Below are 23,374 nucleotides of genomic sequence, written 5' to 3'. Positions count from 1 at the left end.
CTCAGGCCGGAGTATGCCCGGCAAGTTCCTGACGTGCGGCTTCGATCATGATCGACGTCAGTTCACGGCGGCGCTGGCGAACATGGTGAATTTCCTGGGCGCAGTTCACGACAATCACTCGGCCCGCCGGCTTTGCTGCCAGAATCTCCCTCAGCTCGCCGGTCGATGTCACGACAACCGGTTCCCACCCACATGCTCTTGCAAGAGTTGGTATATCGAGGTTCTTCGCGGTACGGAACACCCGGTCGAAGGTGTCGGAGAAGCGCGGATCACCATGCTCGAGGGTGGCGAAGATGCCGCCACCGGAATCGTCGATGATCACGATGTCGAGTGCCGGTTCGTCCTGACCTCTCGTGAGAATGAGCCCACCCAGATCGTGGATGAAGGTGAGGTCGCCAACCACGACCTTCATGGGGCCCAGGTGGTGGGCCATGCCCCGCGCGGTCGACATGGTGCCATCGATGCCAGCAAGGCCCCTGTTCGCATGGAAGGTTGCCTTTGGACTCCCGGCAAGCAAGTCAATGTCGCGGATGACATTGGAGGCGCCAACGAACCAGTTACCTTCAGCATCAGCGACCTGAGCCGCCACCTGCAATGCGTCCAGCTCATCGCCCAGGTAACTCCGTCCGGCTTCGTAGGCGCGCTGACCGGCCGCAGAGAGCCGCTTCAACCACGCGGTCTGGTCCGGCACGTCAGGCATCACCGGTGCCGTGCGAGCAATGCGACCGGGATCGGTCGGAACCGGCTCGGTCGTGACCGAGATGATGTCGATGTCGGTGCGGCACACGAGGGATGTGATGGGGCGGGACAGGGTGGGATGACCCGTGATGACGACACGCTCGATCTCGTCGTTCACGCAGTCAGCAACGATACGAGCCGCGGGAATGGCCTCGGCATAGTTCCGCTCGATACTTGCGGGTTCGGCAAGAACGGGAACCTGCCCGTGCCCTGTCCTCCTCAGAACCTCGGAGTAGGGAGTTCCGGGGCCGGCGACGATGACCGTTCTCGCGTTATCCAGCGCGCTGGGCGTCAAACCGCTCTCGACTTCGGACACCAGATCACTGCCAGCCTCAAGCACCGGCTCGCTGTCACCCTCGGGCACCGGGACACTGACATCCTTGAACCCGATCAGACCGGCAACCAGATCATCAGCTGGTCCGGTTGGTGCGGGGAAAGAACCGACCTCTGGCGTGACCGGGAAGGATGGCTCTGTTGGGTGGAGGGGGTTTTCAAAGGACGCGTTCAGGTGGACGGGACCGCGCCACACGTCCTGCAGGGCTCGATCAATGAGTTCCGGATCTTCGACCACGTCTTCGGCCGAGACATCGATCTGATTGACAAGGTTTGGTCCAAGCATGCCGACCTGATTGGTTGTCTGATTGGCTCCGCTCCCCCGCATCCACTCAGGACGGTCCGCGGTCAGAGCAATGAACGGAACACCCGAATGGAAGGCCTCGACCGTGGCTGGGTGCAGGTTGGCAACAGCCGAACCCGAGGTGGTGATGACAGGGGCTGGGATGCCGGATGCCTTACCGAGTCCGAGGGCCACGAAACCAGCGACCCGCTCATCTGTTTCCACGTGCAGAGTGATGATGCCTCGCATCTCCAATTCCCGCAGTGCGTACGCAAAAGGTGCGGAACGGGATCCCGGGCAGAGCACGAAGTGGGTTATGCCGAGTCCGAGCAGGCGCGATAGTGCCGCTTCGGCTCCCGCCTGTGAGCTCACAGAACTCCCCCGGTCAGTGCCGACAGATCACGATTTTCCCTAAGGAATTGCCACATGCGGTCTAGTCTCTCACCCCAGCGGGCCGCAACCTCATCGGACACGGGAGCCACATCGTCGGCAGTGACGGGCCGAACGGGCAGGCTCCCGTCCGTCGGGAGCAGGCTCGAGGTCGTCACGTCCCGTTCAAAGAGCTGAACGGTGGCGAGGCCGCACGCATGGTCGAGGGTGGGCAGGCTGGCCGCGAGTGCAACCCCCGCGGCGATGCCGACGGAGGATTCGAGTGCGGAGGACACCACGACCGGCATGTTCAACTCCCGTGCAAGGTTGAGGTAAGCGTTGACGCCACCGAGGGGCTGGACCTTGGCAATGATGAGGTCCGCAGCGTCCTGGCGTGCCACTTCGTAGGGGTCTTCTGCTCGCCTGATCGATTCGTCTGCCGCAATCGGAACGTTGATCGCCATTCGCACGCGCGCGAGACCTTCGACCGTTGGGACGGGCTGTTCAGCGTATTCGAGCCCGCCCGCGGCACGATCCAGGATGGGGAGGTTGTGGATTGCGGTTTCCTCATCCCAGCCGCCGTTGGCGTCGATGCGGATCTTGCCGTCAAAGATCTCACGCACTGCCCTGATGCGGTCGACATCGTCGGAGAGGGACTGCCCCTTTTCTGCGACCTTGATCTTGGCTGTATTGCATCCACCCCTGCGGTTGATGATGCCCTGTGCCTTCTCGGGGGTTATGGCGGGAACCGTGACGTTGACGGGAATGGACTCGCGTACCGGTTCGGGATATCCGATGCAGGCGGCTTCGAGAGCGGCTGCCAACCAGTTTGAGGATTCCGGGATGTCATAGTCCCAGAAGGGAGAGACCTCCGCCCACCCTGCGGGTCCTTCGATAAGCACGCCGTCTCGTTCGTCAATCCTGCGGAAACGAGTGGTCATGGGAGTCGAGTAGACGCGGTACGGGAGAGGGAAGGAAGATGCCGTCATGGCTTAAGCCTAGCGAAGTGGCACAATAGCGCCATGACGCTTTCTCTTCCCACATCCGTGTCGCAAACCTTTGATCCCACCCGGTGGCGAGTCGTTGAGGGCTTCGAGTTCACCGACATCACCTACCACCGTGCAGTGGAGCGCGAGTTTGACGGTGATGAGATCGTGAGCGAGAAGGACCTCCCCATCGTTCGCATAGCCTTCGACCGTCCAGAGGTGCGCAACGCATTCCGACCCGAGACCGTTGATGAGCTGTATCGCGCCCTTGATCACGCTCGCCTCACCTCCAACGTGGGTGCTGTGATCCTCACGGGCAACGGCCCGTCGGAGAAGGATGGTGGATGGGCGTTCTGCTCGGGTGGCGATCAACGCATCCGCGGCAACGACGGCTACCGGTACGACGGTGGCGAAACCACCGAGGAACACGCCCTTACCCGCGACACGATCCACCCCGAGAAGGCTGGCCGCCTCCACATTCTTGAGGTGCAGCGCCTCATTCGCACGATGCCGAAGGTCGTCATTGCGGCCGTGTCGGGCTGGGCTGCCGGTGGCGGCCACTCCCTCAACGTTGTCTGCGACCTGTCAATTGCCTCGATCGAGCACGGCAAGTTCAAGCAGACCGATGCCAACGTGGGTTCGTTCGATGCTGGCTACGGTTCCGCTCTCCTCGCTCGCCAGGTGGGCGACAAGAGGGCCCGCGAGATCTTCCTCCTTGCTCGCGAGTACTCGGCTGAGGATGCCGCCCAGTGGGGCGTTGTCAACGAGGCCGTGCCCCACGCAGAGCTCGAGGAGAAGGCCTGGGAGTACGCACAGATCGTGCTCTCGAAGTCGCCTCAGGCCATCCGCATGCTGAAGTTTGCCTTCAACCTGGCCGACGATGGCATCGCCGGCCAGCAGGTGTTTGCTGGCGAGGCAACCCGATTGGCTTACATGACCGACGAGGCAGCTGAGGGCAGGGACTCGTTCCTTGAGAAGCGCGCCCCGGACTGGTCTGACTTCCCGTACTACGCATGATCGTTCCCAGCGGAACGGATCCGGCAAACATTCACCGCCTCGCGGAGGCGGCACGGCAGTCCTACCTGCTCCACCTTGACGGGCAGGAGCCGGAACCGATCTTTCTCGTTGAGCCGGGTGCCACCCGTGTCGAGGATGTGACGCCGCGGCCCGGAACTGCGTTCCTGCTCCGTACCTCGGGTTCCACCACGGGCACGGGCAAGCTCGTTGAGCTTCCCTGGGAGTCGATCCTCGCCTCAGGCGATGCCACGAACGAGTTTCTGGGCGGGCCGGGTCGCTGGCTGACCTCCCTGCCCGTCCATCACGTGGCCGGACTGCAGACCGTGTTGAGATCAGTCGCGGCCGGCCTGGATCCCCTCCCCTATTCCGTAGGTGCCGTCTTGCCGGATGAGAGAGTGTATCTGTCGCTCGTTCCCACCCAGCTCACCCGCGCGCTCAAGAACGAGGCCGTGACAGACCAACTGCGTTCCGTGGCGGCGATCCTCGTCGGTGGCCAGGCCACTCCCCAGGCGCTGCTTGATGCTGGGCAGGAGGCGGGACTCAACCTGGTCACCACGTACGGAATGACCGAGACTTGCGGTGGTTGCGTCTACAACGGCACCCCCATCGGCAACACCAACGCGTCCATCGAGAATGGTCGGATCGTCATCGAATCCCCCGTCGTCGCACTTGGTTACGTGGGTGGCGAGAACTTCGCGGGACGGTTCGAAACGAGCGACGCTGGGACGTTCACGGACAAGCTCACGGTCCTGGGCAGGATCGACGATGCCATCACCACGGGCGGCATGACCATCATGCCGGCACTACTCGAGGACCTGGTCGCAGAACTGTTCAAGCAGACCACGATCGCCACCAGCGTTCCCGATCCCGAGTGGGGTGAGAGGCTCATTCTCGTGGCAGAGCACGATCTCGATCTGGAGCTCTTGCGTAGCTCTGCCAAGGCCCGCCTCGGGGCGGAGTACGCACCAAAGGAGATCCGCACCTTGCGTCGGTTGGGGCTCACATCTTTTCCGCTCAAGGACTCCGGTAAGATAGATCGTCGCCAAGTTTCGCGACTCGTGAAAGGACTGTAGTGGCTTCGTTTAAGGACTGGATGGAGGGGGCGCGGGTTCGCACCCTCCCCGCCGCAATTGCGCCCGTGCTCGTCGGAACGGGCGCAGCACTTCAGGTGGGCTCCGGTTCCCTCATTCGAGCACTCCTCGCGGGTGGTGTGGCACTTGCCTTCCAGATTGGCGTCAACTTCGCCAACGACTATTCCGATGGCATTCGCGGCACCGATGACGTACGTACCGGCCCTCCGAGACTCACCGGTGGCGGCATGGCAAGCCCCAAGACTGTCAAGTACGCGGCCTTCTTGAGCTTCGCCGTGGGTGCACTCCTCGGCCTCATCCTCATCGCAGTCTCCGGCACCTGGTGGCTGCTGGCGGCCGGCGCTGTCGCCATTGTTGCGGCCTGGTTCTACACGGGCGGCAAGTACCCCTACGGCTACATGGGCCTGGGCGAGCTCTTTGTCTTCATCTTCTTCGGACTGTTCGCCACCCTCGGCACCACCTGGACCCAGGCGGGACAGCTTCCCGCATCGTCCTGGCTCGGAGCCATCGGCGTCGGCCTCATCGCGTGCGCTCTCCTCATGATCAACAACATCCGTGACATCCCCACGGACTCTCAGGTCGGGAAGAAGACCCTCGCCGTCCGCATGGGAGACAGGATCGCCCGCCTCACGTTCGTCGCGATGCTCGTCATCCCGATGATCCTGGCCATCATCATCGCTCTGGACGCACCCTGGGGCCTGCTGTCCCTCATCCTCCTGCCCGTCATTGCTCTGCAGGCACGCCGAGTCCTCGGCGGAGCACAGGGTCGCGAACTCATCATCGTTCTGCGTGACACGGGCCTGATCGAGCTCGGATACGGCATCACCCTGCTCATCGGCCTCGCCATCTAGATATCACCACCAACAGCTAGGCAGGCTCGAACCCTCAGGGCGCCCTCTCCAGACAGAGACACAAGAACAATAAAGATCAACCCCAGCGGTCATACCGCTGGGGTTGCTTATTGATCCCGCGTTTCTGATCCCGTACTTATCGATCTCGTCGTTCTCTGAAGAATCTTCGGATGCGTCCTGGGAGGAAACGGGGTCTGTTTATGACGTCTGCGAGTTGCCCTGGTCGAGGTCCGAGTTCAGATCGGTTACGTCCGAGTGCTCGAGCTCGTCGTCAACGAGGGAGTCCTCGATGTCCTCATCTGAGACTTCCTTGGGATCCTTGGGCTTGGAGTTCTTGTGAGTCACGAGCTTTTCGACGGTTCCGGCCGCCTCCTGGCCTTGCCTGGGGAAGAACAGGAATCCCGCCATGGCGCCGCAGATGATCGCGGTGAATGCCAGCAGGTAAGACCTCATGCCGAGGAAATAGAGGACCACGCCAAATGCCACCACGAGGAGGACGCGGATCAGGGTGTATTTCAGGATGCTCACTGGATAAGCCTACCGTGACCCTGACCAGGCTCATCGCCTATAGTGAGGGGGTGCCTAGATTGATTCTCGTAATTGTGCTCGTAGCCATTGTGGTCTACGCGTTCGTTGTCGCGGTTCGCATGAATCCCAAGAACACCCCGGCGGGAATCAATAAATGGGTCTGGGTGATCTTCACCATCGTCCCGCCCATCGTCGGCTCCATTATTTTCCTGGTGGCCAACTACGTCAACAACTCGCGTAACAGCCCCAAGGGCACCGGCCCCGACTACCTCGGTCCGCTCGCCCGAGATAAGGGACCCCGCCCCGGCCCGATGGCTCCGGATGATGATCCGGACTTCCTCCGAGAGCTCGAAGAGGAACTGCGCCGCGCCCAGTACGACAAGAAGCTGAGGGACCACGAGGATGACAGCGACTCGTCCTCGCAGTAGTCCCCTCGAGGTATCAACCATTGTCGGCGCCCCCGTGGCGGCGTACTTTGCCGTTCTCATCGCGGCCGCCCTCGCCACCGGCATAGCGGGCACCATCCCAGCAATCAGCGAGGCCACGGGACAGCCCATCCCCTTCACCCTGGGTGCATTACTCGTGTCCCTGGCAGCCTTCGGTGGGCTCACGGCAGGTGAGGTCGATCTGGCAGTCGGTACAGTGGGCTTCACCTTTGTCGCCATCCCCTTCATCTTCACCGCCCTCGCAGCCATCATTCTCTTCAAGTGCCACAAGGCATCCGAGCAGAAGAATCCCTGCATCAACAACGCGGACCGGCTGGTTGCTGGCGCCTCCTCCGGCATCGTTCTTCTACTTACCTGCGGCATCGCATGGTTCGTTGCGAGCCTCCTCAACCCCGAAACGTCAAGGGCTGACCTCACCTCGAACGTGTTCTTGTTGGCGGCGGGTGCGCTCCTGATCGGAACCGTTTTTTCCGCGATGGGCCGTTACTCGGCCCACCATCAGCGGCCCGCCTGGCTGTTTGCGATGCGGTACGCGCTCGCAACCGGCCTACCAATTGCTCTCGTCACCTGCATCGTCCTCACTGTGTCCTACGATTGGGGACCCTCGTCATGGTTGCTGCTGGGTAACCTCGCAAGCGGAGTCTGGTCCGCCATCCACGCCGGCATCCTCACGTGGAGCGTTGACCTGGGTCCCCTGGGTGGTCCCGATACCTCCGGCACGGGCCTTCTCGCGGCCCTCCAGACCGGTCCCTGGACGGCGATCGCTCTGCCACTCGGAGCCATCTCCATCGTCTTTGCCACGCTCGCGTGGCGCAAGGAATGCCTGCAATCAAGTAAGTGGGATCTGCCCTGCGCATTTGTCGTGCTCACGGCCGTCACGCTCGTGGCGGGAACCTGGTTCTCCGGTTACGTGAAGGTCGCTTCCGACACGTCACGGCTCTCTGCCATGCTCCTGCTCTCCCCGATCAACATCGTGATCATGGGAGCTGTTGGTCTGCTCATTGATCGGTTGGCGAGGCTGATGGCTACAGGTCGTCCAGCGCAACCCAACCGCAGCGGTAATCCGTCCATCGGTTAATATCCCCTCCATCGGCCAGGAAGATAACCTGCGCGTATCCCGATGAGATGAGAGTGTTCGTCTCGAGCGGATCGATCGGCACCTCAAAGAGTGCAAACTCTTCGTATCCCGCGACCTCCCCCACGCCGGGGTAAGGGTGGATGGAGTCCCGTTCAAACGGCTCCTGCTCTTGAGCAAGTCTGATCTCGTCGATGTCGTCAACGCACTGAACAGATCCGCCCTCGGAGTCGATGCGGACGGGCACTCCCTCCGGCATGCCAACCTCGATCGTGTCCGAAAGCCCATCCTTACGTGCGGTCATGGAGAAGCCGCCGTCGATGGCGGAAATCGAGGTGACGGGACCGGGATTGAAATAGTAGGTGCTGCCCACTCCCCCGTCGTAGGAGATCAGTAGCAGTCCCATACCAGAGGAATCCTCAAGGCTCGAATCCCTGTAGGTGACGGTTTGGTCGAACACGATCATGGCATCCTGGAATCCGTCGACGTTCATGTCCGAGTAGTAGATGTCCTCAGGACCGAACGAGATCTCCAACGTGGCGGTCCCGTCTCGCACTGCCTCGCTCCCAAGCTCGAGAGCAGCGCTGCCGTTTTCGAAATCAAGCTGGTACCCACCATCGGGTGTGAGGCCAGCCGCGAACGTGCGTTCCGGAAACACGCCACGATCAAACGGTTCCATGAACTCGATGTCGCTCAGCGCGAAGCTGGTGTTGAGCAGGTCGATCTCGGTAACCTCGGGACTACCCGGGCCCGTGTTGGTCAGCGTGTGCGGTGGGGACGGCAGGACCAGCCAGCGCGCTCTCAGATCGTCCGCGCCACCGCACCCGGCCAGAGCTAGTGCGGCAAGAAGTGCGACTGCCTTAGACCCCCGCATAGGAGTGCAGGGAGTCGACAAAGAAGTTGATGACGTAGTAGTTAACCATGAGGGCGAGAATGCCGATGATGTTCAACCAGGCTGCTCGCTTGCCCTCCCACCCGCGGGTGGTGCGTGCGTGAAGGTAGGCGGCGTAGAAGCCCCACACGACGAGAGACATGGTCTCCTTCGGATCCCAGTTCCAGGGGCGGCCCCAGGCGTGCTCAGCCCAGATCGCGCCAGCGATCAGGGTGAAGGTCCACAGGAGGAAGCCAACAACCGTCACCCACATGGCACCCGACTCGAGTTCCTTAGCCGACGGCAGGGAACGCCAACGCGACGCCTTCTCCTGAGTCTCGCCACTCGTGACTGGTTCGGAGCCACCGGCGCCAACATTGGCAACAACGCTGTCCTTGGCCTTGGCATTGGCCATCTCCTTCGCCTTTTCTTCCTTGCGGAGCTGGACGAGTTGAAGGGCGGACATGAGGGCGGCGAACGCGAATAGGCCCATGGCGAGGGTCGCGGTGGAGACGTGGATGACGAGCCAGTAGTGGTCCAGGATCGGGGGCGTGCCCTGAACCCGCACGTACAGCACGGCGACGGCGATGCCGAGGGAGAGAAGCGCGAGACCGTTGACGAACGTTCCGAGCACCCTCAGGTCGTGCTTGCGAGCAAGCACGAGGTAGGTGCCGACGGCAACGCACGTGAAGGTCAGGGTGAACTCGTACATGTTTGCCCACGGAACGCGCGAGCCTGCAATACCGCGCAGGATCGTACCGGCCAGGTGCAGGAAGAAGCCGAGAACCGTGACGGACATGCCGATGTTGGCGGCCCTACGCACCTCTTGCTTGCGGTCAGCGGTCGTGAGATCGATGCTGAACGCGATCATTGCGATCGTGTACGCGGCCATGGCCCCGTACACCAGCGTGAGGCTGACTTCTTCCAAGTTCATGAGTTCTCCTTGAGCCCAAGAGTAGTGGACACGACTGCATCGAGTCCTTCGTCGCTGCGCTTACCGATCGCCGCGGCGTGCAACGTGCCCTCCTCGTAGCGTACCCACACGCGGCGGGTCGGGATAAGGAGGGAACCGGCGAGGCTGGACAGCCCCAGCACCGCGAAGAACAGCATCCATCCAAGAGTGGGATCATACCGCATGTCGAATGCGGCGAACCGGGCGAGATCGACGAACTCGATCGTTCCGTGCCCGCCGGGGATCTCAGCGCTCTGCCCAACACCGAGCGTCGTGAGCACACCAACCTCGGTCTTACCAACGGGTTCGGTCACGAGCTCCATGTTCTCCGTATCAAGGAAGTACACGTTCTGGGGGATGCCCTCATCCAATCCCAAATCACCCGTCCACGTGGTCGTGACAAGGACAGGGTTAAGAGCATCCGGGTTAACCGAGATGATCACCCCGTCCATCTCCTGCGCCGTCGGGAACAGGGTTGCCTGGAAGCCCAGCTGCGGGCCGGAGGTCACGTCGGGAACCTTGATGACACCCGTGGAGATGTAGTCCTGGGTGATGTCGGGAAGGACCACATACTCATCGAGAGCGATGTTGCCATCGGCGTCCGTGATCCTGATGTGGGGGGCGTAGCCGTTGCCCGAGAGGTACATGTTGGCGCCACCCACAACGATGGGTTCGTTCGGGCGGACCACCTCGGAGCGTTCCTCGCCGTTCTCCGACACGGTGACCGTGGCACGGAAGGCCGAGGGTGCACCGTCCTCGTAAAACTCTGGAACCATCTCGTCCAGCGTCACCCGATAGGGCGGCAGCGAGTCCTCCGATACGAGGATGCCGCGGTTAAACGTGTCGTAGGAGAGCACCGAGTTCGCGAACGTGCCGCCCTCCACGATGATGGCCTGACCGCGGTACGACACGGCCTGCGAGAGACCAAAGACGATGAGGAGCCCCAGGAGGGACATGTGGAACAGGAGGTTCCCTGCCTCCCTAAGGTAGCCCTTCTGAGCGGACAGCGTGTTGCCCCGGATCACGGTGCGGAACCCGCGCAGGTTCCCCCTCACCATCTCCAATGCTTCTTCCTCGCCCAGGTCCGTTTCCACGGACTGGTAGGAGTCGTAGCGGGTGAGGCGGTGCGGCACCTTGCCGGGGCCAGCCTTCAGGTCCTTCACGAGCTGGATGCTGCGAGGCACGATGCAACCGACGAGAGAAATGAAGAGCAGGATGTAGATGGCGGCGAACCAGGGCGCGGTCAGGAGATTGAAGAACCCGAGTGCGTCGAGGATCTTGCCCCACACCCCACTGTCATCGATCCACTGCTGGGCAAGGAGAGGATCCTGGCGCTTCTGGGGCAGGATCGAGGCGGGGATCAGAGCGATCACCAGCAGGAGCAGCATGATGATGGCGTTGCGCATCGAGGTGAGCTGGCGCCACCCCCACCGGAGCCACCCCCGCCACCCAAATCCCTTGGGGGCGGTCATTTCCGTGTCCTGCTTGCTACGAACGGTTTCCATCACACCACCAGCTCTGTCTGGCCGGACAGGTTCGCGATCCAGTTGATGAGGTCGGTCCACCAGCCCGTCACCATGAGTACGCCAATCGCAATGAGGATGACGCCACCGAAGATCTGAACGTTGCGCATGTTCTTGCGCAGCCAGGTCAGGATCTTCGGGGACCGATCAACCATGAGTGCGGCAAAGATAAAGGGCAGCCCGAGCCCCAGGCAGTAGAAGACCGTGAGGATCGTGCCTCGCTCGACGCTACCCGTGGAGAACGACATCGACAGGACCGCCGCAAGGGTGGGGCCGATGCAGGGGGTCCAGCCCAGGCCAAATACGGCACCAAGCAGCACTGCCCCAAGTGGGCCTGCCCTGCGTTGCAGGTTGAGCCTGGTCGTGCGCTGCAGGAACGGGAAACCGCCAATGAAGGCGATGCCCATGACGATGATGATGATTCCCGCAATGACCATGACGGCGTCCTGGTACTGGGTGAACCTGGCACCGGCCGCCGAGAACACGACCCCCAGCAGCACGAAGACCGCGGAGAATCCGGCAACGAACAGGGAGACGAGACCCGCCATGCGCAGTCCCTTCTTCCCGTCCGTCGATTCGGGTGCGATCGACGAGAAGTACCCCATGTATCCGGGTAGGAGGGGAAGCACGCAGGGGGAAGCGAACGAGACGAGTCCCGCCACCATCGCGGCCCCCAGGGCAATGATCATGGGACCAGCGGTGACCGCCTGAACAAAGGAGTCAGCCACGGACATCGACATCATAGGGTGTCGTCAATCATGCCTCGCACGATCTCCGGATTGATCTGGCCGATGTAGCGCGCTGCCGGCCTGCCCTCGGCGTCAAGAATGAGAGTCGTGGGCACCGCCTGAAGCGGCACCGTTCCTTCGAGATCGGCAATGAAGCTTCCGTCGGTTCCGTCAATCGATTCGTACGGGGTCGCGAACGATCGCTCGAACGCCTGGGCGGTGGCGGCGTTGTCGCGCACGTTGACGCCGATGACGGTCACGTCACCCGCGTAGTCCTCCGCGATCGCGTTGAGGTCGGCCGCTTCCGCACGGCACGGCGGGCACGCCGCGTACCACGTGTTGATGATGACGACGTCACCACGCAGATCCTCGAGGTTGATGTCGTCTCCCTCGAAGGTGGTGCCGCTGGCGGATACGGGGTCTTGGCGTTCCGACTCGTCCCACATGACGTAGTTCGCGTCTCCACCGTCGTACTGCTGACCAGCATCAAGCGTTGATGAGCAGGCGGCGAGGAGGGGTACGAGGAGCAGGAGGGAAGCTTTCCTCAATTGTTGCCTCTCGCTTCTGCCGCAGCTGAGGTGCCGGGAACCATGTCGGATGCCTTGTTCAATAGCCCTGCCGCGGGCTCCCAGTAGTCCAGCGCGAGGAGCTGGGAGTCGGCAAAGGTCAGGGACGTGACGGAGGCAAGGGAGCACTGACGCTTGCGCGGATCGTGCGCGAGCCACTTGCGTTCCACGAATCTTCTCATCGTCCAGATTGGCAGCTGGTGACTGAACAGGACAGCCTCACCGCCGCGGGCCTCAACCAGGGCGGTGGCGACAGCTCCGCTCATGCGTCGCACAACGTTCGTGTAGGGCTCGCCCCAGGAGGGCTCAAACGGGTTCGTGTACCAGGACCAGTAGCGGGGGTGCGCAAGGACGAGACGGTTCTTGTTGACCGCCACTCCCTCAAAGTTGTTTCCCGCCTCGATCAGTCTTTCGTCGACCTCGATCGGCAGTCCGGTTGCCTCGGCCGTGGGTGCTGCCGTTTCCTGAGCGCGTTCAAGCGGGGAGGCCGCTACGTAGCGAACATCGTGCCCCGTCGAGAATGCCTTACCCACTTCTTCACCCATGGCCCTGCCGAGCTCAGTGAGGTGAAATCCTGGACGGCGACCGTAAAGAATTCCGGTAGGGTTGTCGACTTCGCCGTGGCGAACAAGGTGAATGGTCGTCAGTTCCATAGGTCAACAGTGCCACATCAGTCTGGGAAAAAGGTACCGTCAGCTCTCCGGAGTGGCCGGATCCTCGAGAAGAGTGGACATGATTCTGCCGAGAACAAGGAGATCGTCGTGACCTATCTTCTCTAGCAGATGCTTGCGCACGGACTTGACGTGATCGGGTGCGAGGCTGGACAGCAGGTCGTAACCGGCACTGGTCATGCGACAGTTGCGCCCACGACCATCGATCGCGCACGTCTCACGTACCACGAATCCGTCCTCCTCCAGGGAGGCCACGGTGCGGGTGAGGCGGCTACGGGAGTGAACGAGATCGTCGGCAAGGTCGGACATGCGCAAGGTCCAGTCCGGCGACTCGGAAAGCCTGACGAGAACCTCGTACTTGTTGAGGGTCAGACCGTTGTTCTCGAACATGTCGTGTCCGATTTGAGCATTGAGTCGCGCCGATCCACGCAAATAGTTTCGCCAGGCCGCCTGCTCATCGGCCGCCAGCCAGATATTGTCCTCCGACATGTACCACTCCTTCTACAAGGAGCAATCCTACCAAAATTAGTTCAAATGTAAACTACTTTTGATTCTGCCCAGGAGAGTTGGGCGTGTCGCTTTCGCTAGGGCCGCCTTTGATGACGTGAGGATCGCCTTAACCTTGCCGCCCTCGAGGAGGACGGGCAGGTCGTTCGTGTACTTTGCGAGCGCGGGATCCGAATCGATGTCGACGGTCTGCCACGCCAGTCCCGTTTCTGATTCCAATTGCGCGAGCGAGATCTCGGCCTGCTCGCAGAGGTGGCATCCTTGCCTAACAATCAGCGTGTACATTGCGGTTCCTAAAAGCTGTGGGTCCGGACATTCCGGACCCACGATGCTTACTTCTTGTTGCGACGCTGGTGGCGCGTCTTACGAAGCAGCTTACGGTGCTTCTTCTTGGACATGCGCTTACGACGCTTCTTAACTACGGAACCCAATGGTTACCTCCAATGTCGGGACGGCGAATACTCCTTCGCCAATGGTCACCCGGAGATCTTACCGCTTCTTGCGCCTAGGCGTGACGTTCGTCAGCCTCGTAGGCAGTTTTTGAGAACAATTCATCAACAGCATCGGTCGGAACCCGATATGAGTTACCAACCCGCACTGCGGGCAGTTCGCCGGAATGAACCATGCGGTACACCGTCATTCTTGATACGCGTGCGAGCTCCGCAACTTCAGCGACCGTCATGAATTGCGGCGCTGAGGAAGGTCCTTGCGACATACGTTTCCGATCTCGTGTGTGGAGTCGCGTAGAGGTGTGCGGCGACTGGGAGTTATGCTCTTGTGACATCATAGGCGACAACTGGCAACTTTGCCGACTAATTTCCCTGTGTTATGCGAATCATTCCAAAGTTTTCTCAGCGAGGGAGTAGCCTTCGTATAGCTCAACTTTGGTGAAGGAGGTGCCAGTGCCAACCTCAGGCCACGATAAATCCCGTGCTCAGGGCCTACGCTCCTATGTCGATCAGCTCGCACAGGAGCGTCCAGCAAGGCTCGCAATCTTTGTGTTCGCGGGAATTATTGCAGTAGCAACTCTCCTTTTGTCCCTGCCTTTTGCCTACTCGGGTCCCGGTGGCGCCTCCATCATCAACGCCTTCTTCACGGCAACATCGGCAGTCTCGGTCACTGGACTCACGGTTGAGGAAACCGCGACGGCGTGGACCGGGTTTGGGCACGTGGTCATCATGATCTCGATGATGATCGGTGGCCTCGGTGTCATGACCCTCGCCTCGATCCTCGGTCGAGCTGTCTCTCACCGGATCGGCCTCACCCAGCGCCTCCTCGCAGCCTCGGAAACAAAGTCCCGCCTCGGCGAGGTTGGTTCGCTCCTCACCGCCGTCCTCGTGGCCTCCCTTTCGATCGAGGTCCTGCTGACGCTCATGATGCTCCCCTCGTTCCTGAACATGGGAGAGCCGCTCCTGGAGGCGGTGTGGCATTCGATGTTTATGGCGGTCTCCATCTTCAACAACGGTGGCTTCGTCATCGTCAACGGCGGCATCGAGCACCTGGTCGGCGACTGGCTATTCTGCATCCCGATCATCTTCGGCACGATGGCCGGTGCTATCGGCTTCCCCGTGATCCGGGACGTCTACCACAACTGGAGAAAGCCCCGCTTCCTCACACTTCACTCGAAGCTCACGATCAGCACCTATTTGATTCTGTGGGTGGGTGGCATTGCCGCCATCTTTCTCTTCGAATGGGGCAATCCGAACAGCCTCGGAAGCCTCCAGGGCGACGACAAGATCCTGGCCGGGATCGTGCAGGGCACGACGATTCGTTCCTCCGGCCTGTCCACCATCGACCTCGTGGGAGTCAGCAGCTCTACCCTGTTTATCTTCGATGCCCTCATGTTCGTCGGTGGCGGCTCCGCATCGACCGCCGGTGGCATCAAGGTCGCGACCTTCGCTGTGCTCGTTCTCGCCATCGTGGCAGAGGCACGAGGCGATCGCGACATGGTGGCGTTCGGTAAGCGCATCCCAAACTCGACACTGAGGCTGGCGGTCTCCTCCGCCTTCCTCGGGGCAACTCTCGTCGGCATCGGAGCGCTCGCCCTCATGTACATCACCGACCTGCCCCTGGAGACCGTTCTGTTCGAGGCGATCTCTGCGTTCGCAACCAGCGGTCTCTCCCTCGGCATCACCCCCGGCCTGCCCACCGCGGCCAAGCTTGTTCTCATTGCCCTCATGTTCACCGGCCGCGTCGGAACCATGACCCTGGCGGCCGCTTTGGCCATGAGGGAACGTCAGCGCCAAATCCGGTTCACGGAGGAAAGCCCAATCATCGGCTAGCCCCTATGATTGGGGACGGAGGTACAACATGGCACGTAAATCTCAGGGTCGGCTCGGCGCTGTTCTCGTGATCGGCCTGGGCCGTTTCGGCTCCGCCGTGGCGCTCACGCTTGCCGATCAGGGCCGAGAGGTCCTTGCGGTTGAGAAGGACCCTCAGCTCGCCAATCAGTGGTCGCACCGCTTTGCCGTGATCGAGGCTGACGCCACATCCAAGGACGCCCTCGAGCAGCTTGGTGCGCGCGACTTCAACGTTGCCGTGGTCGGCATCGGTTCCAGCCTCGAGGCCTCCGTGCTCACGGCAGCGAACCTTGTCGAGATGGGGATCCCGGAGATCTGGGCGAAGGCCACCTCCCGCGACCACGGTCGCATCCTCGAGAAGATCGGCGCCCACCGGCGCGTGTTCCCCGAGTACGACGCCGGCAGACGCGTTGCCCACATGGTAGCCGGTCGGATGATCGACTACATCGAGATGGAGGACAACTTCACGATCGTGAAGATGCGTCCCCCTCTGGAACTGCGCGGCTTCAGCATTGGCGAGTCGAAGGTCCGCGAGCGCTACGGGGTCAACATCCTTGGCGTGAAGTCTCCCCAGGAGCCCTTCGAGTACGCGACCGCCGAGACCCGCATCGGAGAGGACGACCTCATCATCGTGTCAGGAAACGTTGAGCTTCTCGACGAGTTCGCGGCGCGACAGTAGCCCGAAACCCATCTACTGCGCTGCCCGTGGTAGTAAAGCCTTCAGATCACAGCCCCTCTCCCCACTCACGGCCATTCAGCCGTCGCAGTTTCGTCACCACGATTGGATAACCTCTCTTCATGGCAAAAGTACGTTCCTCGTTCGTGTGCTCTGAATGCGGATGGGAGACCAGCAAGTGGGTAGGTAGGTGTGCTCAGTGCAACGACTGGGGCACCATGGTGGAGAACCGTCCCATCCCCACGACCTCGGCTAAGTCTCTCGCCCCCACATCCCCTGCCGTTCCGATCACGGAAGTGGAAGGAACCACGAGCGAACGTGCCACGACCGGTGTTGGTGAGCTCGACCGTGTTCTCGGTGGCGGGCTGGTCCCCGGTGCTGTCATTCTCTTGGCCGGTGAACCCGGTGTCGGTAAGTCAACCCTGCTTCTCGATGTTGCCGCCCAGATTTCTCGCATCAATACCCAACCCGTTCTCTACATCTCGGGGGAGGAATCGGCCTCCCAGGTCAGGCTCCGCGCAGAACGCATCGGCGCGATGTCACCCGGGCTGCACCTGGCCGCGGAGGCTGACCTGTCCACCATCATCGGCCACGTGGAGGCTGCCCGCCCCTCCATGCTTGTCGTCGACTCCGTTCAAACAATCATGGATACGAGCGTCGATGGTGCCGCAGGTGGCGTCTCCCAGGTTCGTGCCGTTACTGCCGGTCTCGTTCACCTCGCCAAGACCAAGAACCTGCCCGTGCTTCTTGTTGGTCACGTGACCAAGGACGGCTCGATTGCGGGACCACGAGTTCTCGAGCATCTCGTCGATGTCGTGTGCCAGTTCGATGGCGACCGGCACTCCCGCCTGCGCATGGTCCGAGCCGTCAAGAACCGGTACGGCCCCACCGATGAGGTGGGCTGCTTCGAGCTCGTCGATGATGGCATCAAGGAGCTTCCCGACCCCTCGGGGCTCTTCCTATCCGACCGTGCCCGCACAGTTCCCGGCACCTGCGTCACCATCACCCTTGAGGGCAGGCGCCCCATGCCGGTGGAGATTCAGTCCCTTGCCGTGGCACCGGCCGGTCCCCCGCGCCGCACCACCTCGGGTGTCGATTCCTCCCGTGTCGCCATGACCGTTGCTGTCCTCCAGTCCCGTCTTGGCGTGGACTTGGATCGTAAGGACATCTTCGTGTCCACCATCGGTGGCGCCCGCGCGACCGAACCATCAACCGATCTTGCCGCGGCTCTCTCCCTTGCGTCCGCCGTAGCCGACCTGCCGCTCGCACCCGGAGTCATTGCACTCGGCGAGGTCGCACTCACGGGCGAGGTTAGGCCCGTCGTCGGTCTCGAGCAGCGTCTCGGAGAGGCGGTCCGACTCGGCTTCACCAAGGCCCTGATCCCGGCCGGTGCCGAGGTCAAGATCCCGAACGGCATGGCAGTGGCCCAGGTCCCCGACGTTGCGGCAGCCGTCAGGCAGGTCCTACCCGAGGTCTAGGAAAGTCCTTCCTCAAGCAAGCCAACACCAGCTGACTGGTTCGTTCCCTGCTTAAGCACTCATCTGCCTACCAACCCAGCGTGCTCAAAAGAACTTATGAACCCAGCGTGCTCAAGAACGCTGAAAGCAAGCACGCGCTGTTCAACCACGCTGGGCTCACGATCAGCCAACCCGACAGACAGGCGGCCATTACGCAAGAAATGCCTCTGCCCCGCCAGTGGCGGGGCAGAATCTTTGGATCAGTCCGGAACGTATTCGTGGTCCTCCGGTGGCGGCTCGATCGTGGTCGCTTCCTCTGTGGGCTCGTCGGATGTGGGCTGGTCGGATTCTTCCTCCGAGGTGGCCTCTTCATCAGTGGTCGTTTCCTCGGCGGGAGCAATACCGTTCGAGTCGGTCAGAACAAACGATTCTCTCAGCTCTGGGAATTCGACGCCGTCGATGTAGCCCGTCACGACGTACGTTCCCGGGTTGGGTGAGGGCAGTCCGCTGTCGCAGTTCGCGTTCGATCTGGCTCCCGACCAGTGCACGTCAACTGTCGCTGATACTCCGGGGCCGAACACGTACATGGTGGAGCCACCCGTGGCGCAGTGGTTGGATGCCCAGATTTCGTCGTTGCCGGAGGTGACCTCAAGAACGAGATGCTCCGAACCAGCATCCAGCGAGCAGGGCTGTTCACCGTTGTTGGTCATGGTGATCCCGAACGAGACAGGGGAACCCGCCACGCTACCCGTGCGGCTCACCGTCATGTCCAGCATTCCTGGCTCGCAGGGCACGACCTCGAAGTTATCCTGCTGAGTCTCGGCCACGATCTGCTCGCTGCGCTTATTCAGCTGCGCATAAAGGTAGATACCTGCGCCAACAACGAGGATGGCGATAAGTGCGATGACAATGGCCGTGACGATGAGACGCCTGCGCTTTGCCTGCTCCGGAGTGCGCTCCGTGGCATCTGCCTTACGCGATAGGAAAGGCACACGTGAGGCGAGAGAAGCCTTCTCTTTCGTGGCCTTGGCCGATTTCTTGCTCGGGGCTGGCCTGGTGGCTCTGGTGGAACTGGGGGAACGTGAGCCACTGGGGCGCGTACTCGCGCTTCGCGACTTGCCGGACTGCTGACCACCCGTGGAACGAGCAGGTGCTTTCTTGCCCTGCGAAGTGGACTCGGTGCGAGGCTTGGTTGCGTGCGGGGTTGCCGCCGAAGTTGCTTTGCTTGTCCCTGCACCCGAGAGAGTTGCTGGTATCGCTCCGCCAGCGGCACTCTTGCTAGCGGAGGTCTTGCGGGCAGGCTTCGCTTTCCCGCCTTCCTTTGGCAGGGTCCCGGGAATGGGACCGCTCTGCCTACGACGCCCCTGGGAGCTCTTGCCGGTGCCTTGGCCACCCCGACGAGGTGTTTCACCGGTTGAGCCCTTGCGCGGCTGGTCCTCAGAATCCTTCACCCAACCAATTTACGGCCCATCAGCGACAAAGTGCTGGATTAGCGCGCCCCTGTGACACACTAGGGTCGATGTTTAACGAAATGGCGTGGTGGTTTGACCAAAACGGCAGGGACCTGCCGTGGCGTGAGGAGGGAACCCCTCCCTGGCACATCCTCCTGTGCGAGGTCATGAGCCAGCAGACCCCCATTCCCCGGGTGCTCCCCGCCTGGCTCGAGTGGACACGCACGTGGCCCACCCCAGCTGATCTGGCCGAAGCCACACCCGAGGACGTGCTTCGGGCGTGGAAGTCCCTCGGTTATCCGCGCAGGGCTCTGCGGCTCCGCGAGTGCGCCCTGGCAATCGTTGAGAGACACGAGGGTGAGGTGCCGGATTCCGAGGAGGAACTTCTCGCCCTACCCGGAATCGGAAGCTACACGGCCGCGGCCGTCATGGCCTTTGGCTTCCATAAGCGTGCCCTAGTTCTCGACACCAACATTCGCAGAGTCATTGGCCGCCTCCACGGAGAGGCCCTACCCTCCCCCACTCTCACCAAGCCGGAACGCCTGCGCGCACTCGACATGCTCCCGGAAGACGAGGCCGAGTCTGTCGTGTGGAATGCTGCGGTCATGGAGTTAGGTGCTCTCGTGTGCACCGCCCGTTCGCCTCGGTGTGGCGAATGCCCGGTCGTGGACGGGTGCGGATGGCGGGAGCGTGGTTATCCGGCAGACGCTCATGCACATCGGAGGAAGACGCAGGCGTGGGAGGGAACGATGCGTCAGGCCCGTGGCCTCATCATGGGCGCGCTCCGCTCCACCAACACGTCCGTTCACGTTGCCGACCTCATTGCCGTCGATCCGTCCCGCGCCGAGGAGGCCCTGAGCGGTCTCGTGGCAGATGGTCTGGTGGAGCGAATGGGTGATCGGGTGGCTCTTCCCGGTAGCCTTAAGTCATGAACCGTAACCCGAACCAACGCATCATTCTCTGGTCGACTGGCCTCGTTGTCTTTGGCCTGATCCTCTCAGTCATCGGATTGGTTCTTTACGAGTTCACCCCGGCAGGCAGTCGCAACTGGTCTGCCGCGATACCGTCGGTGGCCACACTCGGTCTCACCCTCGGCGGAGTCATCATCATTACTCGCGCCCAGGATCCCGAGCTTGGCGACTTCGCCTCCAACATGTGGAAGACCATCTCGTATGCCACGGCCGCCATCATCGCCGTTGTTCTCGTGATCGCCGCAATCACTCTCGACCCGGTCACGGCCCTGATCCTCGGCCTCGTTGCAGTCCAGGGCCCCATTGCTGCCTGGTTCGTTTCGGACCAGCTCGGCAAGTCCACCTAACGAATCACATACCGAACTTAGGCAAAGAATCAAGTAGTGATTCAAACAAGGAGAACCCACCAGCAGACTCGCAGGTTGCGACTACTGGCGGGTTCTTTCAATATCTCCCCCGCAACTTCTGTTTGGGCAATGCGCCAGCTGACGGACAGTTTCATTCCGCCTACTGGCGGGCCCCGTACCACAGATTGACAGTTCTCGACCTTCAGATTGGGGCTTTGGACGTCGGACTGGCAGTTTTTGACTTTCAGAGCTCACTGATGGGGCGATGAAGCTCCTTGAGCATGCGGGTGTTGCCGAGGGTGTTGGGCTTGACCCGCGCCAGGTCGAGGAACTCTGCCATGCCATCGTCGTGGGAGCGAAGCATCTCCGCGTACACGTTCTCACCAACTGGAGTTCCCTGAATCTCCACAAACCCGAGACCACCAAAGAAGCTCGTCTCGAAGGTCAGGCAGAACAGCCTGCGAAGTTCCAGTTCGTAGGCCCTCGCCTCAAGAGCAAGGTAGAGATCCCTGCCGACACCCTTCTTCTGGTAATCGGGATTGACGGCAAGGGTGCGGATCTCGGCAATGTCCTCCCACAGAACATGCAGTGCACCGCAACCAATGACGCGGTCACCATCGAGAGCCACCATGAACTCTTGAACATCCTCGAAGTAGTCGATGAGGTCCTTCGAGATAAGCACCCGCTCGTGTGCGAGGGGTTCAATGAGCTTCGCAATCTCGCGAACATGACTGGGAAGCGCAGGGATGATGTTGATCATCGCTCTAGTCTAGTCCGCGTTCCTGAAGAGGAACGCAATGGGACACCTGACCCAAAAATGGGACCGCTCAGCTATTTACAAGAACCAAAACCACCGCCCCACGGACTCAGCTGCAGGAAAGGAAAGTCCCGAGTCGTTTGACTCGGGACGGAGCAATGGTGCGATGTGGGTTTAGTGCTTCCCGGAGGCGCCGCGGCCGTTGCGGTCACCGCGCTGGCGGTGGCCGGCCGCGAGGTCGAGGAGCTTCCAGGCAGCGCCCTCGTCGATGATCAGGTCGGTCACCGCACCGGCAAGGAGAGCGCCGTGCAGGGGAAGAACCTTCGAGGCACCCGCGACAACGCAGATCCTGCGCGGGATCTTCCTCAGCTCACCGGGGGTCGGGCCGGTCGCGCGCTTGTTGATCTCAATATCCTCGTACGAGCCGTCGGGGCGCAGGAGAACCGTACAGACATCGCCAACCACTCCCTCAGCACGAAGGACCGAGATGTCCTGGGGTGAGAGGTAGCCGCCCACGTACACATGGGAGGCGAGGGGCGAGTTGAAGGAACCAACACCGAAGACTGCGATGTCGGTAGTCTGCTGCAGTTCACGGACAGCAGAGAGGGAACGTTCGCGCCACATGGCCTCACGGGTTTCCGCGAAATCGAAGAACGCGGGAACCGGGAAGTGCCGAACAGTTGAACCGAACGCCTTGCCGAAGGAATCGATGATCTGGCCGGCGTAGGGGATGCCGGTGGTGGAGGAGTTTGCCGCACCGTTGAGCTGAACGACGATCGAACCCGGAGCTGGGCGCGGGGACAGGTGGTCGGTCACTGCGGAGATCGTGGTGCCCCAGGCGACACCAATGGTGTGGCCCGGCTTGACCAGATCGGAGATGATCGCACCGGCCACGGTCGCCACGGCATCGAGGCGCCTCACATCGGTGGACGTGGGTGACACGGGAACAACGTGAGCGGTGATTCCGAAGATCTCGGAGATCCGGGCCGAGAGCGAGTCGGAGTTCTCCGTGGGCGGGTGCAGGCTGATGCGGACCAGCCCCTCATCGCGCGCCAGGGAAATAAGTCTCGACACGGTCGAGCGCGACACTCCTAGTCGGCGGGCCACCGTCTCCATTGTTTCTCCCTGCACGTAGTGCAGCACGGCCGCCTCATAGGCAATTCTCCGACGATCCTCGGACAAACCTGACTCTCCTCTGACAATGTTCCGAACGAGATCATTTCTGTTCCGTCCGCATTAGCATACTGCCTGCTGGGAGAGCTCTTCGACGAGCCCTTGCCCACTACCAGCTTTCCGCAACAAACCGCACCCAAACACGACGTTGCGACAACCTGGAAACTGCATGCACGTACGTTCATAGCATATGCGATCTAGTGCATGGCTGGCACACTTTTTGCAGTATGATGTGATCACACCCACCCTGGGTGCTGGCCGCAACGTCGCGCTCCGGTTTCCACTGGTGCCAACGATCACCACTTACTACCCACACACGTGATTACGGCTCGCCGTGATTACAACGGCACGTAGTGTCGGCCTTCACCACCATGAAAGGAACTCGTCAAAGATGACCGAGAAGAAGTACGTAATGGCAATTGACCAGGGAACAACCTCTTCCCGCGCGATTATCTTTAATCACGCAGGTGAAATCGTTTCCGTTGGCCAGCTTGAGCACGAGCAGATTTTCCCGAGGCCGGGCTGGGTTGAGCACGACCCGATCGAGATCCGCGACAACATCCGTGAAGTTATCGGTATTGCGCTCTCCAAGGCAGACATCAACCGCCACGAGATCGCATCCGTTGGCATCACCAACCAGCGGGAGACTGCTGTTGTGTGGGACAAGAACACTGCGTGCGGGCAATCTTGAGCGGCCCTGAGCAACG

Annotated in this window: 26 protein-coding genes and 1 pseudogene; 11 read left to right on the top strand and 16 right to left on the bottom strand. The window is 61.4% G+C overall.

Annotated elements, in window-relative coordinates:
• Position 1: 1 nt before the first annotated feature.
• Positions 2–1,726 carry a 2-succinyl-5-enolpyruvyl-6-hydroxy-3-cyclohexene-1-carboxylic-acid synthase gene (gene menD, locus QMB98_RS06610; protein WP_371684892.1) on the bottom strand — a complete coding sequence of 575 codons (1,725 nt, stop codon included), beginning with the start codon at positions 1,724–1,726 and terminating at the stop codon, positions 2–4.
• Positions 1,723–2,712, bottom strand: coding sequence for an o-succinylbenzoate synthase (locus tag QMB98_RS06605; protein ID WP_371684891.1), 990 nt, complete (start codon positions 2,710–2,712; stop codon positions 1,723–1,725). Before QMB98_RS06605 ends, menD begins: the two co-directional genes overlap by 4 nt.
• Positions 2,713–2,745: 33 nt before the next feature.
• On the opposite strand from QMB98_RS06605, the gene QMB98_RS06600 reads away from it, so the two are divergent.
• The 3 genes from QMB98_RS06600 to QMB98_RS06590 are packed head-to-tail and all read left to right on the top strand — an operon-like array spanning position 2,746 to position 5,668.
• Positions 2,746–3,726, top strand: a complete 981-nt coding sequence (locus QMB98_RS06600) for a 1,4-dihydroxy-2-naphthoyl-CoA synthase (protein WP_371684890.1) — start codon at positions 2,746–2,748, stop codon at positions 3,724–3,726.
• Positions 3,723–4,799, top strand: a complete 1,077-nt coding sequence (locus QMB98_RS06595; protein WP_371684889.1) for an AMP-binding protein — start codon at positions 3,723–3,725, stop codon at positions 4,797–4,799. The genes QMB98_RS06600 and QMB98_RS06595 overlap by 4 nt, the downstream gene beginning before the upstream one ends.
• Before the next feature lie 20 nt (positions 4,800–4,819).
• A complete protein-coding gene (locus tag QMB98_RS06590; protein ID WP_371684924.1) occupies positions 4,820–5,668 on the top strand; it encodes a 1,4-dihydroxy-2-naphthoate polyprenyltransferase in 849 nt (282 codons plus the stop codon).
• Positions 5,669–5,866: 198 nt separating this feature from the next.
• Here QMB98_RS06590 and QMB98_RS06585 read toward each other — a convergent pair whose 3' ends face one another.
• Positions 5,867–6,196: a hypothetical protein gene (locus QMB98_RS06585; protein ID WP_371684888.1), complete on the bottom strand. Its 330-nt coding sequence runs from the start codon at positions 6,194–6,196 to the stop codon at positions 5,867–5,869.
• A 50-nt stretch (positions 6,197–6,246) separates the two neighbouring features.
• Here QMB98_RS06585 and QMB98_RS06580 point away from each other — a divergent pair, with 50 nt between their 5' ends.
• Together QMB98_RS06580 and QMB98_RS06575 are read left to right on the top strand one after the other, a co-directional pair.
• Positions 6,247–6,624 (top strand): PLDc N-terminal domain-containing protein, encoded by a 378-nt coding sequence (locus QMB98_RS06580; protein WP_371684887.1) that lies wholly within the window; start codon positions 6,247–6,249, stop codon positions 6,622–6,624.
• A complete protein-coding gene (locus QMB98_RS06575; RefSeq protein ID WP_371684886.1) occupies positions 6,599–7,720 on the top strand; it encodes a hypothetical protein in 1,122 nt (373 codons plus the stop codon). The genes QMB98_RS06580 and QMB98_RS06575 overlap by 26 nt, the downstream gene beginning before the upstream one ends.
• On the opposite strand, the gene QMB98_RS06570 is transcribed toward QMB98_RS06575, so the two are convergent.
• The 10 genes from QMB98_RS06570 to QMB98_RS06525 all read right to left on the bottom strand — a co-directional run bounded on the left by QMB98_RS06570 (position 7,668) and on the right by QMB98_RS06525 (position 14,250).
• Positions 7,668–8,591: a hypothetical protein gene (locus tag QMB98_RS06570; RefSeq protein WP_371684885.1), complete on the bottom strand. Its 924-nt coding sequence runs from the start codon at positions 8,589–8,591 to the stop codon at positions 7,668–7,670. The two genes, QMB98_RS06575 and QMB98_RS06570, sit on opposite strands and share 53 nt — an antisense overlap.
• Positions 8,578–9,522 carry a c-type cytochrome biogenesis protein CcsB gene (ccsB, locus tag QMB98_RS06565; RefSeq protein ID WP_371684884.1) on the bottom strand — a complete coding sequence of 315 codons (945 nt, stop codon included), beginning with the start codon at positions 9,520–9,522 and terminating at the stop codon, positions 8,578–8,580. Before ccsB ends, QMB98_RS06570 begins: the two co-directional genes overlap by 14 nt.
• Positions 9,519–11,045: a cytochrome c biogenesis protein ResB gene (locus QMB98_RS06560; RefSeq protein WP_371684883.1), complete on the bottom strand. Its 1,527-nt coding sequence runs from the start codon at positions 11,043–11,045 to the stop codon at positions 9,519–9,521. Before QMB98_RS06560 ends, ccsB begins: the two co-directional genes overlap by 4 nt.
• Positions 11,045–11,791 carry a cytochrome c biogenesis CcdA family protein gene (locus QMB98_RS06555; protein WP_371684882.1) on the bottom strand — a complete coding sequence of 249 codons (747 nt, stop codon included), beginning with the start codon at positions 11,789–11,791 and terminating at the stop codon, positions 11,045–11,047. The genes QMB98_RS06560 and QMB98_RS06555 overlap by 1 nt, the downstream gene beginning before the upstream one ends.
• Positions 11,792–11,802: 11 nt before the next feature.
• Positions 11,803–12,339 (bottom strand): TlpA family protein disulfide reductase, encoded by a 537-nt coding sequence (locus QMB98_RS06550; protein WP_371684881.1) that lies wholly within the window; start codon positions 12,337–12,339, stop codon positions 11,803–11,805.
• Positions 12,336–13,010, bottom strand: a complete 675-nt coding sequence (locus QMB98_RS06545) for a histidine phosphatase family protein (protein WP_371684880.1) — start codon at positions 13,008–13,010, stop codon at positions 12,336–12,338. Before QMB98_RS06545 ends, QMB98_RS06550 begins: the two co-directional genes overlap by 4 nt.
• A 39-nt stretch (positions 13,011–13,049) precedes the next feature.
• Entirely contained in the window at positions 13,050–13,517 is a 468-nt protein-coding gene (locus QMB98_RS06540) for a MarR family winged helix-turn-helix transcriptional regulator (RefSeq protein WP_371684879.1), read from the bottom strand.
• 36 nt (positions 13,518–13,553) lie between these two features.
• Entirely contained in the window at positions 13,554–13,820 is a 267-nt protein-coding gene (locus QMB98_RS06535; RefSeq protein WP_371684878.1) for a glutaredoxin family protein, read from the bottom strand.
• A gap of 47 nt (positions 13,821–13,867) precedes the next feature.
• Positions 13,868–13,966: a 30S ribosomal protein bS22 gene (locus tag QMB98_RS06530; protein WP_019174583.1), complete on the bottom strand. Its 99-nt coding sequence runs from the start codon at positions 13,964–13,966 to the stop codon at positions 13,868–13,870.
• Positions 13,967–14,040: 74 nt separating this feature from the next.
• A complete protein-coding gene (locus QMB98_RS06525) occupies positions 14,041–14,250 on the bottom strand; it encodes a helix-turn-helix domain-containing protein (RefSeq protein WP_371684877.1) in 210 nt (69 codons plus the stop codon).
• 187 nt (positions 14,251–14,437) lie between these two features.
• Here QMB98_RS06525 and QMB98_RS06520 point away from each other — a divergent pair, with 187 nt between their 5' ends.
• The 3 genes from QMB98_RS06520 to radA all read left to right on the top strand — a co-directional run bounded on the left by QMB98_RS06520 (position 14,438) and on the right by radA (position 17,989).
• Positions 14,438–15,817 carry a TrkH family potassium uptake protein gene (locus QMB98_RS06520; protein ID WP_371684876.1) on the top strand — a complete coding sequence of 460 codons (1,380 nt, stop codon included), beginning with the start codon at positions 14,438–14,440 and terminating at the stop codon, positions 15,815–15,817.
• A 28-nt stretch (positions 15,818–15,845) separates the two neighbouring features.
• On the top strand, positions 15,846–16,514 hold the full coding sequence (locus tag QMB98_RS06515) for a TrkA family potassium uptake protein (RefSeq protein ID WP_371684875.1): 669 nt from the start codon (positions 15,846–15,848) through the stop codon (positions 16,512–16,514).
• Positions 16,515–16,633: 119 nt separating this feature from the next.
• On the top strand, positions 16,634–17,989 hold the full coding sequence (gene radA, locus QMB98_RS06510) for a DNA repair protein RadA (RefSeq protein ID WP_371684874.1): 1,356 nt from the start codon (positions 16,634–16,636) through the stop codon (positions 17,987–17,989).
• A gap of 239 nt (positions 17,990–18,228) precedes the next feature.
• On the opposite strand, the gene QMB98_RS06505 is transcribed toward radA, so the two are convergent.
• Positions 18,229–19,419 carry a hypothetical protein gene (locus QMB98_RS06505; RefSeq protein ID WP_371684873.1) on the bottom strand — a complete coding sequence of 397 codons (1,191 nt, stop codon included), beginning with the start codon at positions 19,417–19,419 and terminating at the stop codon, positions 18,229–18,231.
• Positions 19,420–19,487: 68 nt separating this feature from the next.
• Here QMB98_RS06505 and QMB98_RS06500 point away from each other — a divergent pair, with 68 nt between their 5' ends.
• Together QMB98_RS06500 and QMB98_RS06495 are read left to right on the top strand one after the other, a co-directional pair.
• Positions 19,488–20,351 carry an A/G-specific adenine glycosylase gene (locus QMB98_RS06500; protein ID WP_371684872.1) on the top strand — a complete coding sequence of 288 codons (864 nt, stop codon included), beginning with the start codon at positions 19,488–19,490 and terminating at the stop codon, positions 20,349–20,351.
• A complete protein-coding gene (locus QMB98_RS06495) occupies positions 20,348–20,737 on the top strand; it encodes a hypothetical protein (RefSeq protein ID WP_371684871.1) in 390 nt (129 codons plus the stop codon). Before QMB98_RS06500 ends, QMB98_RS06495 begins: the two co-directional genes overlap by 4 nt.
• A 244-nt stretch (positions 20,738–20,981) precedes the next feature.
• Here QMB98_RS06495 and QMB98_RS06490 read toward each other — a convergent pair whose 3' ends face one another.
• Both QMB98_RS06490 and QMB98_RS06485 read right to left on the bottom strand, forming a co-directional pair.
• A complete protein-coding gene (locus QMB98_RS06490) occupies positions 20,982–21,497 on the bottom strand; it encodes an amino-acid N-acetyltransferase (protein ID WP_371684870.1) in 516 nt (171 codons plus the stop codon).
• 171 nt (positions 21,498–21,668) lie between these two features.
• Positions 21,669–22,676: a sugar-binding transcriptional regulator gene (locus tag QMB98_RS06485; RefSeq protein WP_371684869.1), complete on the bottom strand. Its 1,008-nt coding sequence runs from the start codon at positions 22,674–22,676 to the stop codon at positions 21,669–21,671.
• 382 nt (positions 22,677–23,058) lie between these two features.
• Between QMB98_RS06485 and QMB98_RS06480 the strand changes: the two are divergent.
• A pseudogene (locus QMB98_RS06480) lies at positions 23,059–23,374 on the top strand (FGGY family carbohydrate kinase); the annotation flags it as partial.

The organism is Flaviflexus sp. (assembly GCF_041440645.1).
GTDB lineage: Bacteria > Actinomycetota > Actinomycetes > Actinomycetales > Actinomycetaceae > Flaviflexus.
This window is presented reverse-complemented; position numbering and strand designations above follow the sequence as displayed.

Excerpts from the sequence above, each read along its gene's own strand:
- QMB98_RS06605 (WP_371684891.1), bottom strand. The coding sequence starts at position 2,712 with ATGACGGCATCTTCCTTCCCTCTCCCGTACCGCGTCTACTCGACTCCC.
- QMB98_RS06600 (WP_371684890.1), top strand. The coding sequence starts at position 2,746 with ATGACGCTTTCTCTTCCCACATCCGTGTCGCAAACCTTTGATCCCACC.
- QMB98_RS06595 (WP_371684889.1), top strand. The coding sequence starts at position 3,723 with ATGATCGTTCCCAGCGGAACGGATCCGGCAAACATTCACCGCCTCGCG.
- QMB98_RS06590 (WP_371684924.1), top strand. The coding sequence starts at position 4,820 with ATGGAGGGGGCGCGGGTTCGCACCCTCCCCGCCGCAATTGCGCCCGTG.
- QMB98_RS06575 (WP_371684886.1), top strand. The coding sequence starts at position 6,599 with ATGACAGCGACTCGTCCTCGCAGTAGTCCCCTCGAGGTATCAACCATT.
- QMB98_RS06570 (WP_371684885.1), bottom strand. The coding sequence starts at position 8,591 with ATGCGGGGGTCTAAGGCAGTCGCACTTCTTGCCGCACTAGCTCTGGCC.
- ccsB (WP_371684884.1), bottom strand. The coding sequence starts at position 9,522 with ATGAACTTGGAAGAAGTCAGCCTCACGCTGGTGTACGGGGCCATGGCC.
- QMB98_RS06560 (WP_371684883.1), bottom strand. The coding sequence starts at position 11,045 with ATGGAAACCGTTCGTAGCAAGCAGGACACGGAAATGACCGCCCCCAAG.
- QMB98_RS06545 (WP_371684880.1), bottom strand. The coding sequence starts at position 13,010 with ATGGAACTGACGACCATTCACCTTGTTCGCCACGGCGAAGTCGACAAC.
- QMB98_RS06540 (WP_371684879.1), bottom strand. The coding sequence starts at position 13,517 with ATGTCGGAGGACAATATCTGGCTGGCGGCCGATGAGCAGGCGGCCTGG.
- QMB98_RS06535 (WP_371684878.1), bottom strand. The coding sequence starts at position 13,820 with ATGTACACGCTGATTGTTAGGCAAGGATGCCACCTCTGCGAGCAGGCC.
- QMB98_RS06525 (WP_371684877.1), bottom strand. The coding sequence starts at position 14,250 with ATGTCGCAAGGACCTTCCTCAGCGCCGCAATTCATGACGGTCGCTGAA.
- QMB98_RS06515 (WP_371684875.1), top strand. The coding sequence starts at position 15,846 with ATGGCACGTAAATCTCAGGGTCGGCTCGGCGCTGTTCTCGTGATCGGC.
- radA (WP_371684874.1), top strand. The coding sequence starts at position 16,634 with ATGGCAAAAGTACGTTCCTCGTTCGTGTGCTCTGAATGCGGATGGGAG.
- QMB98_RS06500 (WP_371684872.1), top strand. The coding sequence starts at position 19,488 with ATGTTTAACGAAATGGCGTGGTGGTTTGACCAAAACGGCAGGGACCTG.
- QMB98_RS06495 (WP_371684871.1), top strand. The coding sequence starts at position 20,348 with ATGAACCGTAACCCGAACCAACGCATCATTCTCTGGTCGACTGGCCTC.
- QMB98_RS06490 (WP_371684870.1), bottom strand. The coding sequence starts at position 21,497 with ATGATCAACATCATCCCTGCGCTTCCCAGTCATGTTCGCGAGATTGCG.